The 24,623-nt window shown below is 60.2% G+C and carries 23 protein-coding genes; 11 read left to right on the top strand and 12 right to left on the bottom strand.

The features are described from left to right. Window positions 1-92 precede the first annotated feature (92 nt). The 3 genes from ABIZ35_RS17340 to ABIZ35_RS17330 form a co-directional block, all read right to left on the bottom strand. A complete protein-coding gene (locus tag ABIZ35_RS17340; RefSeq protein WP_348221167.1) occupies window positions 93-515 on the bottom strand; it encodes a hypothetical protein in 423 nt (140 codons plus the stop codon). A gap of 102 nt (window positions 516-617) precedes the next feature. Next, window positions 618-2,846, bottom strand: coding sequence for a hypothetical protein (locus ABIZ35_RS17335; RefSeq protein WP_348221166.1), 2,229 nt, complete (start codon window positions 2,844-2,846; stop codon window positions 618-620). A 425-nt stretch (window positions 2,847-3,271) separates the two neighbouring features. Beyond that, on the bottom strand, window positions 3,272-4,561 hold the full coding sequence (locus ABIZ35_RS17330; protein WP_348221165.1) for a hypothetical protein: 1,290 nt from the start codon (window positions 4,559-4,561) through the stop codon (window positions 3,272-3,274). Between the two features lie 233 nt (window positions 4,562-4,794). On the opposite strand from ABIZ35_RS17330, the gene uvrA reads away from it, so the two are divergent. The 3 genes from uvrA (at window position 4,795) to ABIZ35_RS17315 (ending at window position 9,746) form a co-directional block, all read left to right on the top strand. Then, entirely contained in the window at window positions 4,795-7,659 is a 2,865-nt protein-coding gene (uvrA, locus tag ABIZ35_RS17325; RefSeq protein ID WP_348221164.1) for an excinuclease ABC subunit UvrA, read from the top strand. 123 nt (window positions 7,660-7,782) lie between these two features. Beyond that, window positions 7,783-9,201: a SpoIIE family protein phosphatase gene (locus tag ABIZ35_RS17320; protein ID WP_348221163.1), complete on the top strand. Its 1,419-nt coding sequence runs from the start codon at window positions 7,783-7,785 to the stop codon at window positions 9,199-9,201. A gap of 20 nt (window positions 9,202-9,221) precedes the next feature. Beyond that, complete coding sequence (locus ABIZ35_RS17315; protein ID WP_348221162.1) at window positions 9,222-9,746, top strand: hypothetical protein; 525 nt, start codon at window positions 9,222-9,224, stop codon at window positions 9,744-9,746. Here ABIZ35_RS17315 and ABIZ35_RS17310 read toward each other — a convergent pair. The 3 genes from ABIZ35_RS17310 to ABIZ35_RS17300 form a co-directional block, all read right to left on the bottom strand. Continuing rightward, a complete protein-coding gene (locus ABIZ35_RS17310; RefSeq protein WP_348221161.1) occupies window positions 9,743-10,327 on the bottom strand; it encodes a DUF1003 domain-containing protein in 585 nt (194 codons plus the stop codon). The two genes, ABIZ35_RS17315 and ABIZ35_RS17310, sit on opposite strands and share 4 nt — an antisense overlap. A 7-nt stretch (window positions 10,328-10,334) precedes the next feature. After that, window positions 10,335-10,979, bottom strand: a complete 645-nt coding sequence (locus ABIZ35_RS17305) for a DUF1003 domain-containing protein (RefSeq protein WP_348221160.1) — start codon at window positions 10,977-10,979, stop codon at window positions 10,335-10,337. Window positions 10,980-11,180: 201 nt separating this feature from the next. After that, entirely contained in the window at window positions 11,181-12,071 is an 891-nt protein-coding gene (locus ABIZ35_RS17300; RefSeq protein WP_348221159.1) for a metallophosphoesterase, read from the bottom strand. 177 nt (window positions 12,072-12,248) lie between these two features. On the opposite strand from ABIZ35_RS17300, the gene ABIZ35_RS17295 reads away from it, so the two are divergent. Further along, the gene (locus ABIZ35_RS17295; protein WP_348221158.1) at window positions 12,249-12,599 is read left to right on the top strand and encodes a hypothetical protein; all 351 of its coding nucleotides are present in this window, start codon (window positions 12,249-12,251) and stop codon (window positions 12,597-12,599) included. 174 nt (window positions 12,600-12,773) lie between these two features. Further along, a complete protein-coding gene (locus ABIZ35_RS17290; RefSeq protein ID WP_348221157.1) occupies window positions 12,774-13,043 on the top strand; it encodes a hypothetical protein in 270 nt (89 codons plus the stop codon). Window positions 13,044-13,126: 83 nt separating this feature from the next. Here the strand turns inward: ABIZ35_RS17290 and ABIZ35_RS17285 are convergent, their stop codons facing one another. Then, on the bottom strand, window positions 13,127-14,068 hold the full coding sequence (locus ABIZ35_RS17285; RefSeq protein ID WP_348221156.1) for a hypothetical protein: 942 nt from the start codon (window positions 14,066-14,068) through the stop codon (window positions 13,127-13,129). 59 nt (window positions 14,069-14,127) lie between these two features. After that, on the bottom strand, window positions 14,128-15,249 hold the full coding sequence (locus tag ABIZ35_RS17280; RefSeq protein WP_348221155.1) for a hypothetical protein: 1,122 nt from the start codon (window positions 15,247-15,249) through the stop codon (window positions 14,128-14,130). 172 nt (window positions 15,250-15,421) lie between these two features. Here ABIZ35_RS17280 and ABIZ35_RS17275 point away from each other — a divergent pair, with 172 nt between their 5' ends. Next, on the top strand, window positions 15,422-16,573 hold the full coding sequence (locus ABIZ35_RS17275) for a TlpA disulfide reductase family protein (protein ID WP_348221154.1): 1,152 nt from the start codon (window positions 15,422-15,424) through the stop codon (window positions 16,571-16,573). Between the two features lie 9 nt (window positions 16,574-16,582). Here the strand turns inward: ABIZ35_RS17275 and ABIZ35_RS17270 are convergent, their stop codons facing one another. After that, window positions 16,583-17,479 (bottom strand): M20/M25/M40 family metallo-hydrolase, encoded by an 897-nt coding sequence (locus tag ABIZ35_RS17270; RefSeq protein ID WP_348221153.1) that lies wholly within the window; start codon window positions 17,477-17,479, stop codon window positions 16,583-16,585. 120 nt (window positions 17,480-17,599) lie between these two features. On the opposite strand from ABIZ35_RS17270, the gene ABIZ35_RS17265 reads away from it, so the two are divergent. Together ABIZ35_RS17265 and ABIZ35_RS17260 are read left to right on the top strand one after the other, a co-directional pair. Then, window positions 17,600-18,451, top strand: a complete 852-nt coding sequence (locus ABIZ35_RS17265) for an ABC transporter substrate-binding protein (protein WP_348221152.1) — start codon at window positions 17,600-17,602, stop codon at window positions 18,449-18,451. After that, a complete protein-coding gene (locus ABIZ35_RS17260; RefSeq protein WP_348221151.1) occupies window positions 18,448-19,521 on the top strand; it encodes an iron ABC transporter permease in 1,074 nt (357 codons plus the stop codon). Before ABIZ35_RS17265 ends, ABIZ35_RS17260 begins: the two co-directional genes overlap by 4 nt. A 28-nt stretch (window positions 19,522-19,549) precedes the next feature. Here ABIZ35_RS17260 and ABIZ35_RS17255 read toward each other — a convergent pair whose 3' ends face one another. Both ABIZ35_RS17255 and ABIZ35_RS17250 read right to left on the bottom strand, forming a co-directional pair. Further along, window positions 19,550-20,125, bottom strand: coding sequence for an RES family NAD+ phosphorylase (locus ABIZ35_RS17255; RefSeq protein WP_348221150.1), 576 nt, complete (start codon window positions 20,123-20,125; stop codon window positions 19,550-19,552). Beyond that, window positions 20,126-20,488 (bottom strand): hypothetical protein, encoded by a 363-nt coding sequence (locus ABIZ35_RS17250; protein ID WP_348221149.1) that lies wholly within the window; start codon window positions 20,486-20,488, stop codon window positions 20,126-20,128. A gap of 177 nt (window positions 20,489-20,665) precedes the next feature. Between ABIZ35_RS17250 and ABIZ35_RS17245 the strand changes: the two genes are divergently transcribed. After that, a complete protein-coding gene (locus ABIZ35_RS17245; RefSeq protein ID WP_348221148.1) occupies window positions 20,666-22,243 on the top strand; it encodes a circularly permuted type 2 ATP-grasp protein in 1,578 nt (525 codons plus the stop codon). Window positions 22,244-22,250: 7 nt separating this feature from the next. Beyond that, window positions 22,251-23,222: an alpha-E domain-containing protein gene (locus tag ABIZ35_RS17240; protein WP_348221147.1), complete on the top strand. Its 972-nt coding sequence runs from the start codon at window positions 22,251-22,253 to the stop codon at window positions 23,220-23,222. An 83-nt stretch (window positions 23,223-23,305) separates the two neighbouring features. Here ABIZ35_RS17240 and ABIZ35_RS17235 read toward each other — a convergent pair whose 3' ends face one another. Beyond that, on the bottom strand, window positions 23,306-23,680 hold the full coding sequence (locus ABIZ35_RS17235; RefSeq protein ID WP_348221146.1) for an STAS domain-containing protein: 375 nt from the start codon (window positions 23,678-23,680) through the stop codon (window positions 23,306-23,308). 192 nt (window positions 23,681-23,872) lie between these two features. On the opposite strand from ABIZ35_RS17235, the gene ABIZ35_RS17230 reads away from it, so the two are divergent. Further along, window positions 23,873-24,623: SPOR domain-containing protein (locus ABIZ35_RS17230; protein ID WP_348221145.1), on the top strand; the 751-nt coding region annotated here is incomplete at its 3' end.

The following is a 24,623-nucleotide window of genomic DNA, read 5'->3' as shown; positions in this document are numbered from 1 at the left end:
GCGGCATTAAAGTCTCAGACGCGCAAATGGCCGATTTGAACATCAGCGGCAGTCAATTTCATCCCGATTGGAACTATCGGATCAGCCCCAACTCAGAAGAAGCGGTTATTTTTGAATAGGTCCTTAGCACCACCGCAAAACAGAAAGCGAACAGGAAAAGGATAACGAGTGGTATTTACAAAGCGCACTTGCCCACGCACTACTTCACGTTCAAAACCCAACCCAAATAGGAAGGAGTCAACATATTTTATTTGCAATTGGTAACTTCGTGTCCCTCGGTGGTTCGAGACACAAGAAGCGTCAGTATCATCATCAGCCTCTAGCCATGCTTGAGAAATAATTTCCCGCACTCCATTTATGAGTTCGGTATCTTCCAATAAAGGATTGATATATATTCCAAAGGATGGGATCTCAAGATTTGGCGTAGGCGCCTCAGTAGTTGCAAATCCTATTTCCGAAGGTTCGTTTGAGTAAATATCATCGGCCGCAAATCCATCAATAAAGTCATCGTCCAAGCGCGTGGCCTCCTGCTGTTGTATCTTCCATTATTATACCCGCTACAGATAATAATGTCAATATATTAAGTGGTACTTATTTTGCTAAACTCGCAAAACGCCTCAAAACCCATGCGTCTTCCCATACGCCTCATCCCGTCGCACACTTTCGCGCTTCGGCGTCTTCTCGATCTCGTCGATGTCCATAGACCCGAATGTGTCTTGCAGGCGTGTCATCGGGTCGAGGATGGCGACGGTCAGCCAGGGGAGCCAGACGGGGACGCCGTGGCCGCGTGGGGGTGGGAGGTTGAGGGCTTCGGTGAGGAGGCCGGGTTGGGCGTAGTGGAGGGAGCCGTCCCAGTCGGTCATTTGTTTGGTGTTGTGGAGGAGCATGCGGGCGAGGTCGCGGAAGTGGGGTTCACCGGTGAGGAATGAGAGGCGGTAGTAGTAATAGGGGGCGGCAGCCATGTAGTTGTCGGCGCCGGAGTGGCCGGCGGCGATGAGGCTGAGGCCGTAGGTCGTGCGGTTTTGGGGGTAGAGGGCTTTGGGGTCGCCTTCCGGGATGGGGATGTTCCAGCAGTAGACCCAGGTCTCGCTGTACCAGGCCGCCTGCGACGCCGCGGCGAGCCATTTGCGGTCGTGGGTGAGGTCGTAGAGCGATAGGAAGGCGGCGAGGGCCTGCATGCCGCCCTCTTTGTCCATCACATTCGGGTTGTCGGGCGTGCCGCCGACGTAGGCGTAGGCCAGATGCACGGAGTTCCAGGAGAACTCGCCAGCCTTGAGGGCGGCTTGCTTGTATTTGTCGTCGCGGGTGGCGCGGAAGAGATCGGCGAGGAAGGCGATGGGCTGGTCGGTCGTGTCGGTGGCGGGATTGACGGCGTGGCTGGTGAAGTCGTACTCGCGCGCCCAGGAGCCGTCGGGGTTCTGCGCCTGCGTCAGCCAGTCGCCGTAGGCGCGGCAGAAAGCCAGCCACTCTGGGTGATCCTGACCATGCGCGTGCGCGACGCTCCAGGCGCGAAGCGCGCCGTCCAGGCCATCGGACGCCACGCGCAGAAACGTGTGGTAGTCGCGCCACGTAACGGCGCCGCCGGGATGATTGTCGTACCACGTCCTTGGAATGCCCGCCGGCGAAAGCGAGTTCTTCGCCCAGAAGTCCACCACCTGAGTGGCGCGCGCAATGGCGTCGGCGTCGTTTGTCTCGAAGCCGTAGCGCAGGAGAAGCGCGGCGCTGGGGAGCGCCTGTCCCACGAAACCCATCTGGCTGCTGGTGTCCGAGACCTTGCCGTCCGGGACTGTCGCCGCGAATGGAACGGTCACGACGCCGTCGTAAGGCTGCGTAACCGCCGACAGCAGCTCCATGCCGTCTTTGTAACACTTTTTAAGGTCGACTTTGATCGTCGGCGGTTTGTACAGATCGTAGACCGTACGCCACGTCCGCCGCACGGCGGCGGGGAAGTCCGGCGTGCTCCCAACCTGAATGAGCAGACGATACCGATGCGCCACACCCACGGCGACGGGATGGCTCCGGTACGCCCAGCGCCTGCCATCCACCGCCGGGCCGGCGATGTAACTGCGTTCGCTTTCCATGCCGGGAAACACAAACTCGGGCGACGGCCGGACCATGTTCTGAACGCCCAGCGCCCCGAACTGCATCCGCGCGTCGATGATCCGGCTCAGGCCATTCTCGCCGGCGAACGTTGTCGGAACGCCGTCTAGGTGCGCCACGGCCAGCGTCACGCCGCTGCGACGGTCGCGCGTCATCACGAGTGGCAGCGGCAGGCGATCTTCGCGGAACAGATACTCGCTGTCGCCCCGGTTCCCTGCCAGCGCCCCCTTCGGAACATGCGCGTTGTCCTTGTACCAGACGCCCGGCGCAAACACATCCTCATCCGCCAGCGCCGTCGGGTCCGACGGCGACAGGCTAAACCGCGAATTGAACCCCTTGTCCTCCGCGCCCGGCGTCGCGATCTCCACGCGCCGCGTCATCGTAAACGCGCCCTGCCCCGCCAGCGCGTGATAGGTATCGGACACCTGGAACTGCGTCCCCGCCGCCGTCCCCGTCACTCCCTTGCAAACCAAATCCCCGCCACTCGCCGTCACCACCCCATAACTGCCCGAGCTCCAGGTCTCCGCCCCATCGCTCCCCACACGGCCAATCGCCACTGGCGACAGCTGCGAAAACACGGCGCGCCCAGCCAGCGTGACACGCACGCCGTATCCCCCGCCCGCCAACGGAAACACTCCCAAACTCGCCGCGTCGCTTTTCAAGCCGCCCACAGGCTGCGAAGCGGCGGACACGGGAATGCCAGCGCCAAACATCAAGATGGCGAAAGCCAAAAAAGGAAAATGCATGCGCGCGATGTATCCAATCTTCATCGCACCATGGTACTCGATTCCCGCCGCGTTACGTGCGAACGAGAACGACGTTTTACAATCGCAGGACTTTCGCTTCTGCGTATCCAGATCAACGCTGCCTAACCCCCCGGCGCTTTAGCGCGCTTCCCCCCTTCCCTGCAAGCTGCTTCGCAGTGGGAAGTGGGTGCTGATAACTTGGGACGACATGGCTCTTGACATTGGGTATCGGCCCCTGCTCCCCAGGATGGGGACGGGGGCCGAAACCTCACGCCAAGAGCCATGTCGTCAGTAATTACTAGCTCCCACTTCCCACCGCGAAGCGGCTCGCAGGGAAGGGGAAAATCGAGCTTTAGCTCGATGGGGGGGTAGGCAGCGTTGATCTAGCGTACGCAAACACGTACTGCGCTCATCGCTCCCAGGCATTATGGAGTCGGGACGATAAGCGACGCGCCGGCGATTGTATCCCGTGCGCGCGCCCTAGCGGTTTCCCAGGCGGCGCCCGCCGACTCCAATCCCATTTGCTGGCTGGCGGCCAGATCGCGCTGGCGCTGATCTGCGGCGGCGAGCTGGGCGGCTTTGGCCTTTGCCTTAGCCTGCGTCGCGGCGAGGGCGGCGTCGCGGATGGCGATTTCTTCGAGGCGCTTGGCCTTGCGGGCGGCGAGCACGGTCTGGTAGTGCGCTTCGAAGGGTGACAGGTCAGACGGCGCGGCGGTGCGGACGAACAGGGCGCGGGCCTGGATGAGATTGGCGCGCTGGCGCCAGTTGCCGAAGCGGGACGTCTGACAGCGGCGCATCAGGGCGTCGCTGAACGCGCCGGATGGCCAGAGGGCAGGATCATCATATTCGCTGGCAGTGTGCGCGGCGTTGGCGGCGTCGGCGACGTACTCCAGAGAGTGACGCGGGTTGTTGGTCCAGAGCGCAAAGACCAGCGCCTGATCGTAAGGACTGCCGCCGGCAAGGTCCGCAAGTGTGACGCCTGAGCGGCCCTTCGGGCGGAACGGCAGGCCGTCCAGACGACGGTGCATCAGCGCCTGGACGATGTTACTCGCGTACTCCACTTCCAGCGAAGCGATGTCCGGCTGACGCCCCGCGCGAGCCATCGTCGTCACCCAGTGCGTCGCGAGCGCCGGATCGTATTTGGAGACCTGCACTGTTCCCCGGAACGCAACACGCATCTGCTCCGGCGTCGCCATGGGCTTGCCGTAAACGATCAGATTATTGGCGTCCACATCTAAACCATTCGCCACAAAAGTCTTCTGCCAGATCTTACGCTTGCCGGTCGCAAGCAGTCGCCGCTTCACATAAACCAGAGCGTGCGCCAGGCTCCCCGATCGCGCCGACCACTGCATCAGCCCCCACGAAAGTATCCCACGATCGTACAGATTGACCGAGTCGAACCCGCCTTCCAAAGACTGTGTGATGTCCAGCACGAACAGCTCCGGCGTGTCCACATCCTTCTTCGTGATGGCGCGCGTGAAATGCGCGTAAAGCCCCTCTTCCAAATTGAGCTTGCGCAAATAAAGCGCCTGCGCCGGATCGGTATCGGTCGGCAGATGATACGCCTGCACGCTGACAGGCGAAAGATTAATCCCTCCGCCCTGCCACGTATAACGCGGCGGAGCAGGAGGCGCGGCGTGGCGCGCGCGCCGATGATGACGCGCCTGCGACGGCGCGGCGATACAGAGCAGTAAGACGACAATTAAAAATGGCAAACGTGATTTCATAAGTTCGATAGATCGTTTTTCGTTCGGTTTCAGCCCCAACATGTTACCCAGTCTGACCCGCTCATTAATCCATCTTCCCACAAATCCATACGCCATTTGCCGTGCGAATCGCTCCGCTTGCTTGACCCTAAATGCTCTCTTATGGTACACTCCATGCAGAACAAATGTTTTTATCGAACGGGCGCAGCTATGTGGCCCGTTTTCTTTTGCGTGAGGTATCCATGGCCGACTGCATTCGAATTCAAGGGGCGCGTCAGAACAATCTGAAGGACGTTTCCCTCGATATTCCTCGGGACAAACTCGTTGTTATCACCGGCCTCTCAGGATCGGGAAAATCTTCGCTGGCGTTCGATACGATCTATGCCGAAGGGCAGCGGCGCTATGTGGAATCACTGTCGGCGTACGCCCGGCAGTTCCTCGGACAGATGGACAAGCCCGATGTCGATCACATCGAAGGACTGTCCCCCGCCGTCTCCATCGACCAGAAATCGACGTCGAAAAACCCGCGTTCGACTGTCGGCACCGTCACCGAGATTTACGACTACCTGCGCCTGCTCTTCGCCCGGGTCGGCATCCCGCACGATCCCGTCACCGGAAAGCCGCTGACCAAGCAGACCGTCGAACAGATGGTGGACCGTGCTTTGGAGCTGGACGAAGGGACGCGCGTCCAAATCATGGCGCCGGTCATTCGCGGGCGCAAGGGCGAATACAAGAAAGAGATCGACGAGATCCGCACCGAAGGCTTTAATCGCGTGCGTATCGATGGGACGATCTACGATCTTTCGACGGATGAAGTCCCAGCGCTGGAGCGGTACAAACAGCACACGATCGAGATCGTCATCGACCGTCTGGTGATCAAGAAGCCGGGCCTGGAAAAGCGTCTCGCGGACTCATTCGAAACGGCGGCCAAGTGGGGCAAGGGGCAGGTCGTGCTCGACGTCATCGGCGGCGAGGCGATCGAGTTCGCCGAGAACTTCGAGGCCACGGATTCGACCTTTAATTTTGAAGACATCGAGCCGCGCCTGTTCTCGTTCAACTCTCCCTACGGCGCCTGTCCGGACTGCCACGGCTTGGGCGTCAAGACCGAATTCGACGCCGACCTCATCATTCCCGATTGGTCCAAGAGCATCGACGGCGGCGCCATCGCGCCCTATGTCAACGCCACTGGCGGACAGAACGAATGGGCGCAGGGCCTGTTTCACGGAGTCGCCGAGCGGTTCGGGTTTCAGAACGACACGCCGCTCAACACGCTGACCGAAGAACAGAAGCAGGCGCTCCTGCACGGCGTCACCGGCAGCGTCACCGTCACATTCAAGAACCGCTGGGGCAAGAACCGGCAGTTCACGTCGGACTATTCGGGCGTCATCGGCATGCTGCAAAAGCGCCTGAGCGAGACAGAATCCGATGGCGTCAAGGAATGGCTTGGCCAGTTCCAGGCGGATAAGCCCTGCCCCGCCTGCCGTGGCCGGCGCCTCAAGCCCGAAGCCCTCGCCGTTCTCATGGGCAAGTGTGATATCAGCGAAATCTGCGCCCTCAGTATCGCCAAGGCGCACCAGTGGTTCACCGATCTGAAGCTCTCCGACCGGCAAATGATCATCGCGCGCCAGATCGTCAAAGAGATCAACACACGCCTGGGATTCTTGCTCAACGTCGGCCTCGGATATCTGACGCTAGATCGCGCCGCCGCCACCCTCGCCGGCGGCGAGGCGCAGCGCATTCGATTGGCGTCGCAGATCGGTTCGGGGCTGACTGGCGTTCTCTATATCTTAGATGAGCCCAGCATCGGTCTGCACCAGCGCGACAACACCAAGCTGATTGAGACTCTCTTCCATCTGAGATCGCTCGGCAACACGATCATCGTCGTCGAACACGACGAGGAAACGATGATGAGCGCGGACTGGATCATCGACGTCGGCCCCGGTGCCGGCGAGCACGGCGGCCAGATCATCGCGCAGGGAACACCTAAGCAGATCGTCGCGAACAACAAGAGCGTCACCGGCCGTTATCTGGCCGGCAAGGATAAGATCGATATCCCGAAGGAGCGCCGCAAGCCGACGGATAAGTTCCTGGAGATCAAGAACGCGCACGGCCATAACCTGCAAAATGTGGACGTCAAAATCCCACTGGGATGCTTTGTCTGCGTGACCGGCGTTTCGGGGTCGGGCAAATCGACACTGATCCAAGAGACGCTCTTCCCGCGCCTGCAAACAACGATCAATCGCACCCGTCACGTCTGGGAGCCGCACGACGCCATTCTTGGCATCGAAAACCTGGACAAGATCGTGGACATCGACCAATCGCCCATCGGACGCACCCCGCGCTCGAATCCGGCGACGTACACCGGCGTCTTCGACTTGATCCGTGAGCTGTTCGCCAAAACGCCCGACGCCCGCATGCGCGGCTATAAGGGCGGACGCTTCTCCTTCAACGTCAAGGGCGGACGCTGCGAAGCCTGCAAGGGCGACGGCATCATCAAGATCGAGATGCATTTCTTACCCGACGTCTACGTCCCCTGCGAAGTCTGCCATGGCAAGCGTTATAATCGCGAGACTCTGGAAGTGAAGTACAAAGGCAAATCGATCTCGGACGTTTTAGAAATGACCGTCGGCCAGGCTGTCGTCTTCTTCGACGCCGTGCCCACCATCACTCGCAAGCTGCGCACGATCCACGATGTCGGCCTCGATTATATTCGGATGGGCCAGCCCGCCACCCAGCTCTCCGGCGGCGAGGCCCAGCGCGTCAAACTCGCTTCCGAACTCGCCAAGCGCGCCACCGGCAAGACGATGTATATTCTGGACGAGCCGACGACGGGGCTGCACTTCGCCGACACCAAAAAGCTGCTGGAAGTCCTCCAGCGGCTCACCGATACAGGAAATACGGTATTGGTGATCGAACATAACCTGGATGTGGTCAAAACCGCAGACTGGGTCATTGATATGGGGCCTGAAGGCGGGGACGGCGGCGGCAAAGTCGTCGCCGAGGGAACACCGGAACAGGTCGCGGAAATCGTGGGCTCGCACACCGGGCTCTACCTCAAGAAGGTCCTCAACGGCGAAAGCCTGGCGATGGCTTACAAACCGGCGTAAGCGATCCGCTCGCCCCCGCGCCGATGGCGACGGAACCTAACGCGCAGGGGCAAGCGTAGACTGAGTATTCGCAAGGCACGTCTTTCTCTTCGGATGGGACGCTGATCGGAGCTCGTCGACGCCATGAACACCGTCACAGAAAAACAGAAACTGGAGACTCCAAGTTTTCCGGATAGTATCGCCGGCGCGGCGCCGGACGACTCGGAAGAGCAGTCTCGCCCTGGGATAAGGCTGCTCTTTCTCAACCTTCTGCTCCTGGGCTCCATTTTCTTCGCTGACGTTTATCAGGATGAACACTACCACGTCAGCGTCCTCTACAACGTCTGCATCGCGCTGACGCTGTGGTCATGGCGACCGCGCTGGACCATGATCGTGACAATCGCCGCCATGGCGATGCGCGTGATCTCCCACCTCAATGATATTCAATTAGGCACCGACGACACTTATGGTTTTAACTTATTCGTCGGCCTTTTCGTCCAAGCGCTGACGGGCGGACTGATCTGGCGGCAAATCGTCGTGCAGCAGCGCCTGGAAGCGCACCTTTTGCTTGCCGGGCAACTGGAGAAGGACAAGCGGCGGCAGGAAGCCGCGCTTCTGGAAGCCGAGCGCCGAACGCGCTTTAATCTGGAGCATGCCGAGGAACAAACGCGGCGGCACACCACCGAACTCGCCGGAGCGCTCTCGGAAGCGCAGAACGCCATGCGGCAGGCGCAGGAAGCCATGCAGAGCGAACGCGCCGCGCGCCTGCGCGAAGCCGAAGCGCGAGAGCGGGAAATCAAGGCGTTCCGCGATCTGGAGCGCGTTAAGAACCTTTCGGTCGCTCTGCACCACGCCGTGCTCCCCGAAGTCCCCAGCGAGATCGCAAATGGACGCGTACATTTGGGAGCGCGCTACGCGCCCGCCGAGCGCGACAGCCATATCGGCGGCGACTTCTACGATGTCCTGCCGATCGGCGATGGCTCCCGGTACTTCGGGCTGGCGATTGGAGATGTCGCCGGTCACGGCGTGGAGGCGGCGGCGCAGACGGCCCTGGTCACGACGACCCTGCGCGCTTACGCCCTGGAAGGCGCGGATTCCCCGGCGGAAGTGATGTCACGAGTGGCGCGCGCCATTGACGCCCAGCTCGACTCGTTTGTTTCCCTCTTTTTCGGCGTTCTCGATACGGAAACGGGGCGGCTGGTCTACTGCAACGCCGGCCACGAGCCGCCGATCATTCTGACGGCCGACAACCCGGACCATCCCCTGGCGCTGCAATCGACGGGCGTCATTCTGGGCGTCGGCATCATGGATTTCGAAGAAAGTCAGTACTTTTTGAACCCCGGCGACGCCATCGTCATGCTGACGGACGGGCTGACGGAAGCTCGCGCCGAAAGTGGTCTTTTGCTGGGATGGGAAGGCGTCGCCGCCATGGCCGCGAACCGATATCAGCAGACGCTCGATATGCAGAGCCTAGCCGATACGATCCTGCGCGATGTGCGCGAGTTCGCCACGCGAGTTCGCCTTTCCGACGATGTGGCGCTGCTCATCGCCCGGTTTGTTTGACGCCAATGAAGAACAGCAAAATGATGAGAAAGATCGTCGGAGCCATCCTGTGCGCAGTCTGTCCCTACTTGATTTCATTCGTAGTGATGTGCGCCGTCAGGTATCTCATTGATCCAGCAGAAACCCTGCGTGAAGTCAATAACCCTGATGTAGAACGTGAGAGTTTCTGGAATCCGGTGAGCGTTATCGCTATCCAGGCCCTGATCTACTCCATAGCCTTCTGGCCAGTATTCCTGGCGCTCTTATGGTCCGCGCAATTATTGAACCGGCGCGGCCGAGTTTCAACGCAGGTAGTCGCGTTCGGCGTGTCACTCTTAATTGGCGTCACACTGATGCGATGGAACATTCCGTTTTCAGCATTCTTATGGGGTGGACACGATGGCGAGGGAGCAATGGCGCTCGGCCGGGTACTTTACATCTTCGGTATCATCACAGACTCGCTGGCGCTACTGGTGACTTGCATCGTAGGAGGTCAGATGTTTGCAGGCTTGAAGAATCGACGCGTTCGTTTGGAGGCTCCATCGGTTGTGGTTTCCCAGAATTAGGAACGCGATTTTTGGAAGTCTCGCAGAGCGTCCGCAGCCGCGCTGAGCGGCCCCTGAGAATCCGGCGAGGCGTCTCGGACTTTTTCTTCCAGCGCCGCCAGCACTTCTTCGGGATTGGTGGCGGCAGCCATGGCCTCGGCTTCCGGGTCGTGACGGTCCCGAACGCTGGGAATATCGCGGCGCAGCTCCTCCACTAAAGCAATAAGTTTAGCGATCTTCTGCTCGGCAAGCAGGTTCACCTGCAAATCCAGCTGAGCGCGGCTTTCGGCAAGTTTGCTCTGACGGTTCTGCGCGATCAGAATGACGATCGCCATGAGCAGCCCGCCCAGACTGATTGTTCCCTGCATCCAGTAAAACGGAGGTGTGTCGATACGCACCCAGTGCTCGCGCGGCGCGAGTTCATTGTAAGCGATCCAGGTGACGATCACGCTGAGCACGAGATACAGAAAAATTGGACGTCCGAGAGTAGACACCACACGCTCCACCGAGCGCTGGTGCCAATCGACCCGCTCTTCCGCCTTATGGTGTATGGCGGCGATGATTTCCGTCGTCTCCGCAACTGGGTCGATTTCAGTACTCATAAATCCCTCACTTCGGCTTGCTGGGGATTTTCACCAAATCGACCAGCGTGTCCCGCATATTGGGATCCGATTCGATCACTTTTTCAATCTGCTCGACCAGTTGATCGGGGCGAACGGCAGCCTCCATCAGCGCCAGCTCTGGATCGGTCATTTTAATGCCGAGATGATTTTGGATCGTCTCCAGCATCATGATCATCTTCGTATTTTCCTGCTCGGACAGCAGATTGATTTGCAGATCCAGGTGATTGCGCCGATCCGCCATATGTCCCTGACGGTTCTGGCTGATCAGGATAAAGGTCGAGAGGAAGATCGCTTCCAGCGATACGACCAGTGTCAGTAGCTGAAACGGATAGGGATCGAAATGCAGCTTTTTGCCGTCCCATGGTCCGATATTGATCACGATCCAAAACCCAAACCAGATCAAATGAACCCAGACAAAGCTCATGCTGCCGCAGAACGCCGTAATCACGTCCACAATGCGGTCGGTTTTCGACCGTTTCGCCATCGCCAACTGATCGATCTTCGCCACCAGCTCGATGTTACGCTTCGTCAGATCGTCCGCGTAAGCAGCTTCCGCGAGTTTGTCCTTGGCTTCTGAATTCGCCCGCTCCTCGGATGACATCGAACCGTTTTTTGAATTGCTACCCGCCATATCCCGTTCCCTTCCCACTCCTTAGATTGCTCCACCGCCGTCCTAAGCTGAAACTTCAGCGACATTGCGTTGACCTGCCAACCTCTGGAAATGTTTCCCAAAGATTTTTTAGTATCTACCCGCTCGCCTGCCCGCCAAAACGAACAGCGCCCGCCGATTTCATCGACGGGCGCTGGGATTACAAGAGAAAAGCAGACGCGCCTATGGTTTGAAGACGAACTTGTCGATGACTTTGCCGCTTGGGGTAATTACGGTCCCACTGACCTGAGTTCCGTTGACCTCACAGCGGATGATGTGGTAATCACTCACATACACATCGCCCGGAATGGCGAGAGCGGCGTTGTCGGCCTGATACAGCGGAGCGCCCCCGCCGCCGGTTACAAGATAATTCACTCCATCCCGCTTGGTCCGATAGTAAAGGTGGTCGTGTCCGCAAAAGACGGCCCGTGGCCGATACTTTACGAACAGCGGGTGGACATTACGCTGGGCCATACCCGTGGGGCCATGCGGTCCGACGGAAAACGGGGATTCGTGGAACAGCACGAAGGTATTCACGGCCGTCTTTTGCCCCTTTTTCAATTCTCTTTCGAGCCATTGGTATTGATCACTGCCGATCGCATAGTCTTGAAACTCGTCCAAAACGATGAAGTGGTTTTTGTGGCGCGTAAAGGCGTAATAGTATTTGTTGCCGCCCGGCTCGAACGGCTCGGTCACATAGTTTTGATAGTACGGGCCGGCGTCATGGTTCCCGCGCGACGGATAGTAGGCGATATGCGCGTCGCGCAGAGGCTTGGTGATCTCGGAAAACTCCGTCCATTGCCGGGGATTGCCGCCATCGGACACCAGGTCTCCGCTTTGCAGCACGAACTCCGGTTTCTGGGCGACGATCAAGTCGATGATGGTCCGATGCACATCGGGATTGCTGCGCGTATCGCCGTAGGCGACAAACGTATAACGCGGATTGACGGCGCTGGCGGCTTTGATAGGCTTTTTGACGGCGGGAATGGGCTTCTTTGCCGCGTTGACGCTTCCCGCGCCGGCCAGAACACAGGCCAGAATGAGCGCCGATTTCCATAGGGGTTGAGTGAGCACGAACATTTCTCCTTCGGCGACAGCGCACTTTTTTGTCGGATGCGCCGCCAAATTATAGCCCGCCAGGCGCGATCGCCGCAAGCGCGCAGGCGTCAATACGTTTAAAAAGCAAATGCGCAGGGGTAGAAGCAAATCAAGTTCGAAACATCTTAGCTACTACACGGAGGTTCAAAGCACATGAGCGTTAATCAGGGAGATACAGGATCGAACGGTTCGAGCTGGGGTCCGGCGGTCATCGCCGTCGTCGTGATCGCAGTTATTGTGATCGGGTTCCTCGTTTATAACAACAACCAGGCGGTGACAGCGCCAGCGAGCGTAAATGTCACGACGACGCCCAGTGCGCCGAGCGCGCCTTCGACCGTTGCTGTCCCAGTTCCGGTTGCGGTCCCTGGGCCAGCAGGAGCCCCTGGCCCGGCCGGCGCCGCGGGCGCTCCCGGAGCGCCTGGCGCCCCTGGCGCTCCCGGCCCGAGCGGACCCGCCAGCAGCACCCCGACGAGCAGCGATCCGGCGCCGGCGCCCGGCGGATAGTCGCGCCCACCATGTCCTAAGCGCAAAAACGCCCGTCCTCCCAGCAGCGCTGGAAAGGGCGGGCGTTTTTGTGTCTCCAGAGCGAGTAAGCGTCTGAAATGCAACCATCCTCAGGCGCTCTGAGGTAAAATCACCTTACCAACAAATTTTGACGAATATTTATGAGGAGACGCGATGAGTTCACAACAGACGGACACCAGCACAAGTAACGCAAACTGGGGCACCCTGGTGATTTTGGTATGGGTGGTGCTCGGAGGCTTTCTCGTCGGCTTCCTGATCAAGAACGGCGAACTGGACTCCAATACCAGTGGCGTCACCTACAGCGCGCCAGGAGCGCCGTCAGCGGAGCCCGCTCCGGCCGTCACGGCCCCCGAGACAAAGATCGAGACTACACCCCCGGCTACTCCTATCGCTCCCACCCCGGCTCCGTCCACCACGATGTAAGACCAGAATGCGGCGGACAGAAAAATGGCCGGACGATTGTAAAATCGTCCGGCCATTCTTTGTCCAATTCTAAGGATGTATTTCTAACGTCCGAACGCCGCCGCCAATTCCAGAGCGCCGCGATCGACGATCGGCGTAAGCTCGGCGTCCAAGCTGGCGTCGTCATCGTCGATTTGATGAGCCTTTGCGAGTGTCCAATACTCAACGTGCTCTACGATTTCGCCCGGCTCCACCAGGGTCAACGGCCCAAGCGTTTCGAGCTCCTGGAACGGGCCGTCGGTGTAGGTCTCGTAGTTGCAGCCCCAGTCTGGGAGTACGCTCGGACCGCGTGGATCGACATCGATACTCGCGACGAAGACTTGCTCGGAAGTAACATGGGCGGCCCAGCCCAGCGTATTGTAGACGCCGACCTTTTGCGGGTTCTTCTCCGCCGCCGACTGGGCGAGAGTGACGTACTTTTTGCCCCAGCGCCAGCGCGGGTCGGACTGGTCCGTGAACTTCCACAAGACCTGAGTGCGCGCGGGCAGCAAGTAATCGTCGTGCGAGACGAACTCCTCCTGCGGCAGCACGACATAGCCGCCGTTGGCGACGATGTTAAGCGACCAGGCGGACACAGTTACGGGCCAGATGTTGTGATTGGTCAGGCGATGCACGACCTTGACCGCGCTTCCTTCCCCCGCCAGCGTCAGGAAGATCTCCTTGCGGAAGCCAGAAACTTTTTCGATTGGGTTGGCGAGATAAAGAGTATCGCCCCTCATCTCCACGGTCTCGACTGGGCCGTTGTCCGGCTCGTAGCAGCGCGGGTTCGCCTCAGGCGCGATCCAGAATCGATGCCCGCCGTAGGGAACGAACTTCTCACTGCCCGCGCCGCCGCTGTCTTCCCCGATCACATGGAACGCGTTGGGACCATCGACAAAGCCATAGCGCAGGATGCGCGGCCCGACTTCCGTGGTGACCACGACCTCGGTCGTTCCGTTGCTCAGGCGAACGCTGTTCTTCCAGCCTTCAAAATCAATTCGCTCCATCACTTTGGTTCGCGGCGCTCGGCGCGCCGCAGGCTCCTTTTGAAATATTATAGACTGTCTCAACTCGTCGTCAAATGGTCCGGCAAAACAACGATCCCCGGCAGCAATTCCCCAAAGCCGGATTTAAAGGCCACCACCGAGCCGATTTCGAAGTGCTCCTTGCGCACATAGGCAAGCGTCAGAGCGCGCCCGCCGTGACGCGGGGAGAGAGCGGCGCTGGTGATCCGGCCGATCTCACGCTCACCCGTTTCCTCATACAACGCGTCGCCGGCGGCTGGACGCGCATCTTCGCCGAAGAGCACGGAGCGCAGCGCCTTATTCGTATGTCCACGGGCGTGGATGCGCGCAACGATCTCCTGGCCGACGTAGCAGCCTTTGGAGTACGAGACGGCGTCACGCATCTCCGTCTCAGGCAGCAATACGCTCGGTTCCAGCTCCGCGCCCCACGCCGGAACGGCGGCCTCAACACGCAGCATTTCCAGCGCCTGCTCACCGATGGGAACAACGCCAGCCTTGGTCAAATTTTCCCAGGCCGTCACCGCAATCTCACGCGGCAGCCAGAGATCGTACGCGGGAACATCGCCCAGCGAGCGGCGCACGGCCAGTGCGACACCATCTCCCAGGCTCAGCTCCACATGGCCTAGCTCGGGCAGCCCCTCCAGCGTCGTCACGGAATAGACATTTTCGATCGCGGCGCGCGCACCGGCCCCAATCACGGAAAGAACGACCCATTGGTCGGTGACGTCCTCAACAATCGCTTTCTCCATGATCAGATACTTATCCAGGAGCTGGAGCGCGACGGCGGCGCAGCGGGGATCGGCGTCGATTAAGACGGCGTCTTCCGTCACATGGAGATAAAGGTCGGCCAGGATGTGACCGGTGCTGTCCAGGAGCGCGGCGTGCGCCCCTTGTCCAGGGGTAAGCGAAACGATATCCTGCGTCACCATGCCCTGCAAAAACGTAAGGCGGTCACGACCGCGTACACGCAGCACGGAGCGCCAGGAGCGGTCGACCAGGCCCGCGCCGCCGTCATGCGTCGCGGCGTCATATTCCGCCCAGGCGCCCGCCGGATCGTAAAACGCGGGAAGCTCCCATTCGCCGCCGACGGCGGGAACGAGAACGAGTTTCGTATTCGTGAAGGAAAACCGTTGCTGGAAGCTCAAAAGGGGTGAGTGGTTCATGGAGACCTCGCGGCGGCCGATCGCCAGCGTCACCTGCCATTCTACCTATGGCCCATTTCGTTTGTCAACGCGCCGCCAATCCACACAGTTTTGCGGCCGCTTCGTTGACAGAGAATTCGTAGTGGCTTATAATAGACCGTAAGGACGCAATCAAAATTTTGACAGGAAAGAAATGAGCCTTATGATAGTCAAGTCTCCGGTCTTTCTGCTTGCGGCGGCGCTGATCACCGGCGCCGCGCCCGCGATGGCGGCCGCGCCGACGCCCCCGGCGAAAGTCCCGCCGATCGTTCAGAAGTATGTGGACGCCGTTGGAAACGCCAAGGCGATTTCCCTGACGGTCTCGATGGCGAGCACCGGCGCGCTGCCATCCGAAAAGTCCCGGTATGCGCTGGCGCAGCCAAACCTTGCGCTCGTCAGCTGCCACCTCGGAAACGGGTCCGAAGCTACACTAGTCTCCGACGGCAAGAATCTCTGGCAGTGGTCCAATAAAAAGTACACGAAGTACGAGGCGCCGCCCAAAACTAGCGATATCCGCCCGGACCTTCACTTCGGTCTCGCCACCACGGTGGCGACGCCGATCTTGTTCAACCCCAAAGCCGTCGCCGCCGTAAACGGTCTCGTGGATATGGGGGCGGAAACGGTGAACGGCGTCGCCACGCACAAGGTCAAGGTCACCGGCGGCGGCGACGCCTATCTGTGGATCGCCACCGATACGGGCTTCCCGGTTCAGGTGACGCTGGCCGACGGCGCCAACAGTTACAAGATCGCCTTCAGCGATTACAAAACAGGGGATAAAGCCGACAAGGACTTCAGTGCGCGGCCGCCCAAGGACGCGACGCTCTTTACTCCGCCGCCCCCGCCTCCCGCGCCGCCGATCCTGCTTCCCGTAGGAACACCCGCGCCGGACTTTACGCTGCAGACGACGGCGGGCAAATCGGTGTCGCTCTCCAGCCTGCGCGGCAAGGTGGTCCTGCTGAACTTCTGGTCTTCGGCCGTAGAACCCAGCACCACTGCGCTCGCCAGCATCCAGAAACTCTACGACAAGTTCCAAGGCAAGGGACTGGCCGTGCTTTCCGTGAACACGCTCGATAAACCCGAGGACCGCGCCGCCTTCCTGAAGTCGCACCCCGAGCTCACCTCGACGTTCCTAATCGATCCTTCCGACACGACGGACTCGGTCGCCGGCGGCAAATACAAAGTCGCCGCCCTGCCGACCATTTATCTGATTAGCAAAGACGGCGCGATTGCCGCGCGCTACATCGGCTTCGACGAGAGTCATCTCCCCGAAGTCATCGCCGATCTCGCCAAGCTCGGCGTGAAGTAGCCTTCTGCGTCAGAGTACGTGCAGACCGTTGACCAGCGACACCAGCATGTCCGCCATCGCGTTCAGATCCGAAATCCGGACGCGCTCGGCGGACGTGTGCGGGTGTTTCTCCGGCGCCCCGACAAAGATCCAGTCGATGGGAAAGCCGCTGCGCTGGATATATCCGCCGTCCGACCCGCCGCTCGATTCAATCTCCCGTTGATATTTCACGCCGCTGACCTCGGCGAGCGCCAGTATTCTTTCCAGATAACGCTGCCGGGGCGTCATGCTGTCGCGCAGCGAGATAGCGACGCCGTCGCCGCAATGCACATGCTTTGTATCCCAGGTGATATCCGAAATGAGCGCCTGATAGATGGCGTATCCCTCATAAAGCCGCCGGGCGCAGACGAGCGCGCCATGCCCCGAATGCTCCTCGCCCGCCGTGAACGCCACCGCAACATTCTCGCAGCGCGTCAGCGTCTGCAGCGCCGCCCACACCCCCGCCCGGTTGTCCAAATACGGCGAGGTGATCTCATCCCCCGACTGCTTCGGCTCCGCGGCGTAGACCCATCGGGTCCCCGGCTCCGCGTTCGCCTTGCCGCCCAGCTTCCACCCGCCCGCCTTGCCGACCCGCAGCTTCCCGCGCGCGTCGCCGCCGGCCATGCGCAGCGCCACGCCGGCCTTGGGCGTCGGACCGCCGATACGGATCAGCTGCCGATCGTACCCGAGCGTAAAGCCGATAGTGTCGATATGCGCGAAGACGGCGACGGTCGGCGCCTTGCCGCGCACGGCGATCACGCTGTCCCCGATCCGCTCCACGCGCACCGACGGCATATTCGTTTCGATCTCCGCGACCAGCCAATCGGCCATCGCGCCTTCGTCGCCGGCGGGACTATCGATTTGCAGCAGTTTCCAAAGCAGATCCAAAATTCAGCCTCACTTCAATTCGCCTCATGGGGATTTCACTTATTGTAACGGAATGCGCGGCGTTTGTCGAGCCTGACGCCGCCCTTGACAAAGACCCGATCCGACAGCCATCATACCCCCATGAGATTCCGCCCCCTCGCCATCTGCGTCGTGCTTCTGATTGGCCTCTCTTCCACTGTGCTTTGCGCCAAAGCAGCCCCGCAAAAGCCTGTCCTCACGCCGCCTCAGCGTATCATTTCCCTGTCCCCAGGCGTGACGGAAATGCTCTTCGCGCTAGGCCTCGGGAAGAAAATTGTGGGCGATACGGTGTACTGCGATTATCCAGAAGCGGCGAAGAAGATCGCGAAGATCGGTGACGTTCGCCCGAATTACGAGAAGATCGTCGCCTTGAAACCCGACATGATTGTAGTGGACGGCGTGGCGGAGAAGAGCGCGGCGGCGCGACTGAAGCAATTACATCAGCCGGTGTTCATCATACTGCCCAGCTCGTTCGCCGCTGTGGAGAACAGCTTGCTGGCGCTGGGACGGGCCACCGGACGCTCGGAGCAGGCGCGCGCCGTGGTGGCGGGAATGGAGCACAAGCGGCGGCAGGCGGCGGCGCTGGCGAAGGCGCACGTGGGACGGCGTCCGCGCGTGTTCTTCGTGGCGACACTGCGTCCGCTGTGGACGGCGGGGCGCGGCACATTCGTCGACGACGTCATCGCCATCGCCGGCGGCGACAACTCCGCAAGCAGTGTGCAGGGGTACGCTGAATACTCCAAGGAACTGCTGGTGAGCAAGCCTCCCGATGTGATCTTCGCAGGCGAACACGATTTGAAGACGATCCGCACGGACCCGGCGCTGCGTCAATTGCCGGCAATCCGCGACAATCGAGTGGCGGGCGACGGCGGCGAGATGATCCAGCGGCCCGGCCCGCGCCTCGCCGACGCCGCCGTGTATATTGCATATGTCCTTTATGGAGGCAGCCGGTGACGACTGTCCCGCCGGAACAGCCGCAAACCGCGCGCGCCGGACGCGGATCCAAACCAGGCCGCGCATGGCTCATGCTGGCTCTGCTGCTGGGCGCACTGCTGCTCTCGGCCATCCTCGCGGCGGGCCTCGGCGCGGTCCATTACAGCCCGGCGCAAGTGCTGGCGGCGCTCCGGCATGGCCCGCCGAACCTCGACGCCGCCGACATCGATCCCGTACAGATCACCCTCTGGAGCCTACGCCTGCCGCGTATTCTGATGGCCATGGTGGTGGGAGGATCGCTTGCGGCTTCGGGGGTCGCGCTGCAATCGCTCTTGCGCAACGACCTCGCGGATCCTTACGTCGTAGGCGTGTCCAGCGGCGCGTCGGTCGGCGCGGAGATCGCCTATTTGAGACACGCCGAAAACGTGCTCGGCGGCGCGGCCGTTCCCGTCGCGGCCTTCGCGGGCGGCGTCGCCGCCATGACTCTGGTATACGGCATGGCCCGACGCGGTGGTCAGGTGCTAGTTACCAGCCTGCTGCTCGGAGGCGTGGTCGTCAGCGCCTTCCTTGGGGCCGTCAGCACCTTGATCTTACAGATCAGCAGCCCCGACGACGCATTTCGGACGCTGAACCGCCTCATGGGCTCCCTGCAAGACTCCACCCTCCCCCAATGCGCCATCGCGGGCGGCTTTCTTGTGTTCGGCGCATTGATCTTGTTCACGCAGTCGCGCGCCATGAATGTCTTCGCCCTTGGGGAAGAGTCGGCAAAGCAGCTGGGCGTGGACACCGAGCGCTTCAAAAGCACACTCATCGTCACCGCGTCGCTGCTCACCGCCTCCACGGTCGCCTTCGCCGGAATGATCGGCTTCGTCGGCCTGATCGTCCCCCACGCCGCACGCCGCCTCGCCGGCACCCCCGACCATGTCCGTGTGCTGCCCCTCGCCACCGTCGCCGGCGCCCTGCTCATGGTCTGGGCCGACACCCTCGCCCGCAGCATCATGCCCGACAGCCGAGAACTCCCCGTTGGCGTCATCACCGCATTTTTAGGCGCGCCGTTCTTTATTTACTTGCTTCGGCGGCATGGACGTTAACAATGGGATAAGAGAGTCACATGCCATATCAAGGACGTGGCGGTCCCAAAAGACGGCGGTTTAAGACTTTGAAATAAGAGTGCGCTTGCAGTTTGTCAGGGAAGATGACAAGGTTATGCCCCTTGGTGACTGCCGAGGGGACGAGAACCGCTTCAAAGCCGCATTCGCGAGCGAAACGTGCGATCTGCTGCGTAAGCGCTTCTTTGCCTTCGACTTCCTGGAGATATTCCCAGTCCGTCTTTATCAGCTTCGAGCGGGAAAGGTTGATATCGTGGAGGACAGTAGAGTTGGTGAGATCGAGAACGGTTTGCAGTTTTACGGAAAATGCGACGATTGTCCGTGGAAGTGAGCGGGCGACTTCAAAGCCATCACGCTGTGTAGACTTCGTGGTTTCCTCCAGGCATGTGTGAATGTCACATGAGAGGTAAAGGGCCTCAAACAATCCTTTGTGGTTGTAGCGACCGCCTGTAATGAAGCTGCCTTTCGCGGAGCGTATATCGCGTGTATTGGCGAAATGCTGCGAAACATTGCGGAAACAGGCGTCTTGAAAGAGAATAGCTTGCGGCAGCGTATCCGCCACCCGTTGCTGCAGGGAACGGCGCATTTACGACGGCGTTCCTTCTTCCAAACGGATTAGCATATGGAGCAAGCGAATGGATTGCCCCGCTTCGATCAATTCGAGCGGAGAGCGGTCCTCTAGGATAGGGAGTTTCGCTTCCAGCCAGCGACGGCTTTCCGTGGGTTCAAAGAGGCTGTTTAGCTTTGCCTGAATTTGACGCACCGTCGCGGAGGTGAGAGTATTTGGGGCGACGGAAATTTCGCGTTGCTCCTGATGAGCGCAAGCCACGCAGGTGATCAAAAGGTTGTTATTGTTAAGGACCAATTGGAGGCGAGGACGAGAAACGCGTGTGCGCGCAACGGTGGATTGCGCGGGTTCATTTTGTTCGGTTAGCGCGAAATGGCTCATCTCGAATATCTCCAATCACACAGTCATCATTTTCTATTGTACCACAGTACCAACACACTCAAAATCCGGGTTGACACCCATCGGAAAACCCGGATATAATAACGGTACCCCGCAACGGCGCGCGGCCAGTTCAGGGCCCGTTATGGTTGGACCCTGCTAAGGAGCACGCCGAGCCTCATGTCACTTTTCGACGATTACGCCCTCGACAAATTTTACGACGAGATGTTCTCTTCTCCCGGTGAACCACGTCCGCATTACCGCAGTCTGCACGCCGCGCTTTCGCAACTGAGCCCTCAGGAGTTCAAGCGGCGCGCATTGATGGCGGAAGCGTCCATGGTCAATCAGGGCATTACGTTCACTGTGTACGGCGACGATCTGGGCCTGGAAAAAACCATGCCCGTGGATCTTGTGCCGCGCATCATGACGCATGACGAATGGGAGCGGATCGAGCGCGGCTTGGTTCAGCGCATCCAGGCGCTGAATTTGTTTCTGCACGACATCTACCACGATCAAAAGATTTTAAACGATGGCGTGGTGCCGCGCGACTTGATTGTAAACGCCAAGCACTTCCGGCGCGAGTTTTTGGGCGCCAAAGTTCCTCGTGATATCTATGTCCAAATCTGCGGCACGGACTTAGTTCGTGACGACGCCGGCGATTACTACGTCCTTGAAGACAACCTGCGCTCGCCCTCCGGGGTTTCCTATGTGCTGCAAAATCGGATGCTGATGGCGCGCACGTTCCCGCAGCTGTTCCGCGAAAACCGCGTCATGGCGGTGGACCACTACTGCTCGCAGCTGCTCACCAACCTGCGTTACATCTCACCGCGTCAGATCGCCGATCCCGTCGTGGTGCTGCTGACGCCCGGCGAGTTCAACTCGGCCTACTTCGAGCATGCGTTTCTGGCGCAGCAGATGGGCATCGACCTGGTACAGGGCTCGGACCTTTATGTCGAGCAGAACATCCTGTGGATGCGGACGACACGCGGACCACAGCGGGTGGACGTGGTGTACCGGCGCATCGATGACGACTTCCTCGATCCCCTGACCTTCCGTAAAGACTCCTCGCTGGGAGTTCCGGGTCTGGTCAACGCCTACCGGGCAGGCAATGTGGCGCTGGCGAACGCCGTCGGCACGGGCATCGCGGATGACAAGGTCATTTACGCCTATGTCCCGGCGATGATCAAGTACTATTTGGGCGAGGACGCGCTGCTGCCCAATGTCCCCACGTATCTGTCGTGTGAAGCGTCGCAGTGCGACCATATTTTGAAGAACCTGGATAAGCTGGTCGTCAAGAGCGCCAACGAGGCTGGGGGTTATGGAATGCTGATGGGGCCGCAATCCACCAAGCAGCAGCAGGATGAGTTCGCGGAAATGATCAAGAGCGATCCGCGTAACTTTATCGCGCAGCCGCTGGTGGAAATCTCGCGCGCGCCGTCGTTTGTCGGCGAGACGGACAAATTCGAGGGACGTCATATCGATCTGCGCCCATATATTCTGGTCGGAGAATCCATCTCCATCATTCCCGGGGGACTGACGCGGGTGGCGCTGACGCGCGGCTCGTACGTCGTCAACTCATCGCAAGGCGGTGGGTCCAAAGATACCTGGGTTCTCGCCAAGCCGCTAGCCCAGTCCCAGTCCATGGGCAATATGTCGCAGTCACAGACGCTCGGCGGCATGACCCGGCCCAAGTCTTCACCCAATCAGACGCAAACCGTCTCCACCTTGGCGGCCCCGCCGCAGATCTCGCAGGAATAGGAGCCGTATGCTATCTCGTGAAGCAGACTCGATGTTCTGGATCGGACGCTATGTGGAGCGCGCCGACGCCACCGCACGCATCGTTGATGTCCAATACCATTCGGAGCTGGAAGGCGCCTTTCCGTACGCCCAGGAAGGCGACGATCCGCAGAAGGCGCTCTGGAGTTCGATCCTCGCCATCACCGGGGATGATGAGAAGTTCGCCGCGCAGTACGACGACGAACACACCGAGCGCAATGTTCTGGATTACTTCGCGTTTCGATCGACGAACCCAAACTCCATCACCTCTTGTGTAAGAAGCGCCCGCGAGAATGCGCGGCGCGTGCGTGAGATGATGTCGTCGGAGATGTACGAAGCGCTCAATATCTTCTATCTGGAAGTGACGCGCTGGAATGTGGATAAGATCCTGGAGGCGTCCCCGCACCGCTTCTTCAGCCAGGTCAAAAACTCCTCCCATCTGTTCCAGGGCATCACCGACCGCACCATGCCCAACGATGAGCCTCGCTCCTTTCTGGAGTGCGGACTGTATCTGGAGCGCGCGGAGAAGACGGCGCGCATTCTGGATGTCAAATATCATCTGCTTCAGCGCGGACAGGCCGAGCTAAACAGTCCCCTGGATCAGCATCAGTGGACGGCCGTGCTCAAAAGCGTCGGCTCCTTTGAAGCGTTCCGCAAGGCGCACCGCCTGGGGATCTCCCCGGCGCAGGTCGTCTCGTTTCTCGTTCTGAACCCGAACTTCCCGTCGTCGATGTGCTACGCGATCGACCGAGCCGAGCGCGCCCTGCGCAGTATCAGCGGATCCAAGGGCCAGGCTCCGACCAACCGCGCCGAGCGGCTGATCGGCCGGCTGCACGCCGACCTCGCATTTCTCACGACGGAAGAGATTCTGGAAGTGGGCCTGCACGACTTTCTTGAGGAAGTCCAGAGCCGCTGCAATGAGATCGGCGCGGCCATCTCGGAAACGTATCTGCGCTACTGACCCTGGACATGCAAACAGCCCCGCCAAAATGGCAAGGGGCTGTGAAACTTCGTTCTCTCGGGAAGCGTATGAGTTAAAGAGGGCTAGACGGCAGGCGCGACAACCGGAGCCGGCTGAACTTCGCGGCGCGGACGGCGTGTCGAGCGATCCTGCACGGTAAACAAATGATGGAAGCCGACGAGGTTGAGGATGCGGCCGACGGACGGCTGACAGCCGATCACGGCGAGGTCGCCGCCGAGGTGCCCGAGCGTCTTGTGGGTGCGCATCACGGCCGCCAGGCCGCTGCTGTCCATATAGGCGGTATGTGAAAGGTTCAGCACCAGATGCCGGCGTCCTTGAGACGCCAATGCGGTCAGATGCTTTTCGAGCACCGGCGCCGTGGCGATATCGATATCGCCTCGGGTCGTAACAATCGTGCTTTCACAAGTGTGAAGCGTTCGCAGGCGGAACTCAGACATGGTTCTGGTCCTTCTTTAAAGAAAAGATGGGAATCGACCAGTTGGGCCACGCTGCCCAGGTGTCGTACAAGGGGTATTATAGCATAGGGCGGGCGCCCTGTCAAACGCAAACATTTGGACGCCGCCCCAGCGCCGCGCCGCCTTGACAAACAAGCGAGCATGGCGCTAAGATACTGCGGAGGTATGCATTCCTTGGCCAATTCGGGATCCAACAGCGCACTCAAATTTACAGGCATCGCGGTCCTCGTGATCGCCGGCAGCGCGTTCATGGGCTGGCTGCTCGCCGGTGGCGGACACGCCCCGACGCCCACCCCATCCACGCAGGTCGCAACGGAGACATCCGGCGCGGCGACGCCGCCCGTCGCCGAGAACTCCAGCGCCGTCCGCCCCTCGACGCCGCGAAATCGAAGCGATGACTACACCGCTCCCGGCGCGCCATCGATCCGCATCCGCGAGGAAGCCACGCCAACCCTCAAGCGTCCCAAGCCGGAAGACAAACCAAAGCCCGACCCGGAAGCCTCGCAGGAAGACGCCCCGCCACCGGCGCCCGCCCCGGAAACCACGACCTCCGGAACCGCCCCTGATGCGTCGCCCACCCTGACGACTCCGCCCGCCGGCACGGAAACACCACCGGCGCCGCCCGCCACCGGCGACACAGATTACGAAAAGACACCTACACCCGCCGCCGGCGATAGCGAAGCCTCCCAGCAAGGGGAAGTCGTCCCTTTGCGTGGCCCTATCTACCGTGTCCAGGCCGGCACCTTCGACCAGGCCCGCAACGCCCACATGCTCGCCGACGTCCTCCGAGACCGAGGCTACACCACCAGTACCGTCGCCGAAAAGCGCAGCGACAAAACGGTCTACCACGTGCAGACCGGAGCGTATCGCAACAAGGCGACCGCGAAGCAGTCCGCATTAGATTTACAAAGAATGGGATATCCGG

Origin of the sequence: Capsulimonas sp. (assembly GCF_039929585.1) — a bacterium.
In the GTDB taxonomy this organism is placed as follows: domain Bacteria; phylum Armatimonadota; class Armatimonadia; order Armatimonadales; family Capsulimonadaceae; genus Capsulimonas.
The sequence above is the reverse complement of the archived record's forward strand: the minus strand, read 5'-3'. Positions and strand labels throughout refer to the sequence as shown.

What these genes read in the sequence shown, in the direction of transcription:
- ABIZ35_RS17335 (WP_348221166.1), bottom strand. Translation starts at nt 2,846, where the DNA reads ATGCATTTTCCTTTTTTGGCTTTCGCCATCTTGATGTTTGGCGCTGGC.
- uvrA (WP_348221164.1), top strand. Translation starts at nt 4,795, where the DNA reads ATGGCCGACTGCATTCGAATTCAAGGGGCGCGTCAGAACAATCTGAAG.
- ABIZ35_RS17320 (WP_348221163.1), top strand. Translation starts at nt 7,783, where the DNA reads ATGAACACCGTCACAGAAAAACAGAAACTGGAGACTCCAAGTTTTCCG.
- ABIZ35_RS17315 (WP_348221162.1), top strand. Translation starts at nt 9,222, where the DNA reads ATGATGAGAAAGATCGTCGGAGCCATCCTGTGCGCAGTCTGTCCCTAC.
- ABIZ35_RS17310 (WP_348221161.1), bottom strand. Translation starts at nt 10,327, where the DNA reads ATGAGTACTGAAATCGACCCAGTTGCGGAGACGACGGAAATCATCGCC.
- ABIZ35_RS17305 (WP_348221160.1), bottom strand. Translation starts at nt 10,979, where the DNA reads ATGGCGGGTAGCAATTCAAAAAACGGTTCGATGTCATCCGAGGAGCGG.
- ABIZ35_RS17295 (WP_348221158.1), top strand. Translation starts at nt 12,249, where the DNA reads ATGAGCGTTAATCAGGGAGATACAGGATCGAACGGTTCGAGCTGGGGT.
- ABIZ35_RS17290 (WP_348221157.1), top strand. Translation starts at nt 12,774, where the DNA reads ATGAGTTCACAACAGACGGACACCAGCACAAGTAACGCAAACTGGGGC.
- ABIZ35_RS17285 (WP_348221156.1), bottom strand. Translation starts at nt 14,068, where the DNA reads ATGGAGCGAATTGATTTTGAAGGCTGGAAGAACAGCGTTCGCCTGAGC.
- ABIZ35_RS17280 (WP_348221155.1), bottom strand. Translation starts at nt 15,249, where the DNA reads ATGAACCACTCACCCCTTTTGAGCTTCCAGCAACGGTTTTCCTTCACG.
- ABIZ35_RS17275 (WP_348221154.1), top strand. Translation starts at nt 15,422, where the DNA reads ATGAGCCTTATGATAGTCAAGTCTCCGGTCTTTCTGCTTGCGGCGGCG.
- ABIZ35_RS17265 (WP_348221152.1), top strand. Translation starts at nt 17,600, where the DNA reads ATGAGATTCCGCCCCCTCGCCATCTGCGTCGTGCTTCTGATTGGCCTC.
- ABIZ35_RS17255 (WP_348221150.1), bottom strand. Translation starts at nt 20,125, where the DNA reads ATGCGCCGTTCCCTGCAGCAACGGGTGGCGGATACGCTGCCGCAAGCT.
- ABIZ35_RS17250 (WP_348221149.1), bottom strand. Translation starts at nt 20,488, where the DNA reads ATGAGCCATTTCGCGCTAACCGAACAAAATGAACCCGCGCAATCCACC.
- ABIZ35_RS17245 (WP_348221148.1), top strand. Translation starts at nt 20,666, where the DNA reads ATGTCACTTTTCGACGATTACGCCCTCGACAAATTTTACGACGAGATG.
- ABIZ35_RS17240 (WP_348221147.1), top strand. Translation starts at nt 22,251, where the DNA reads ATGCTATCTCGTGAAGCAGACTCGATGTTCTGGATCGGACGCTATGTG.
- ABIZ35_RS17235 (WP_348221146.1), bottom strand. Translation starts at nt 23,680, where the DNA reads ATGTCTGAGTTCCGCCTGCGAACGCTTCACACTTGTGAAAGCACGATT.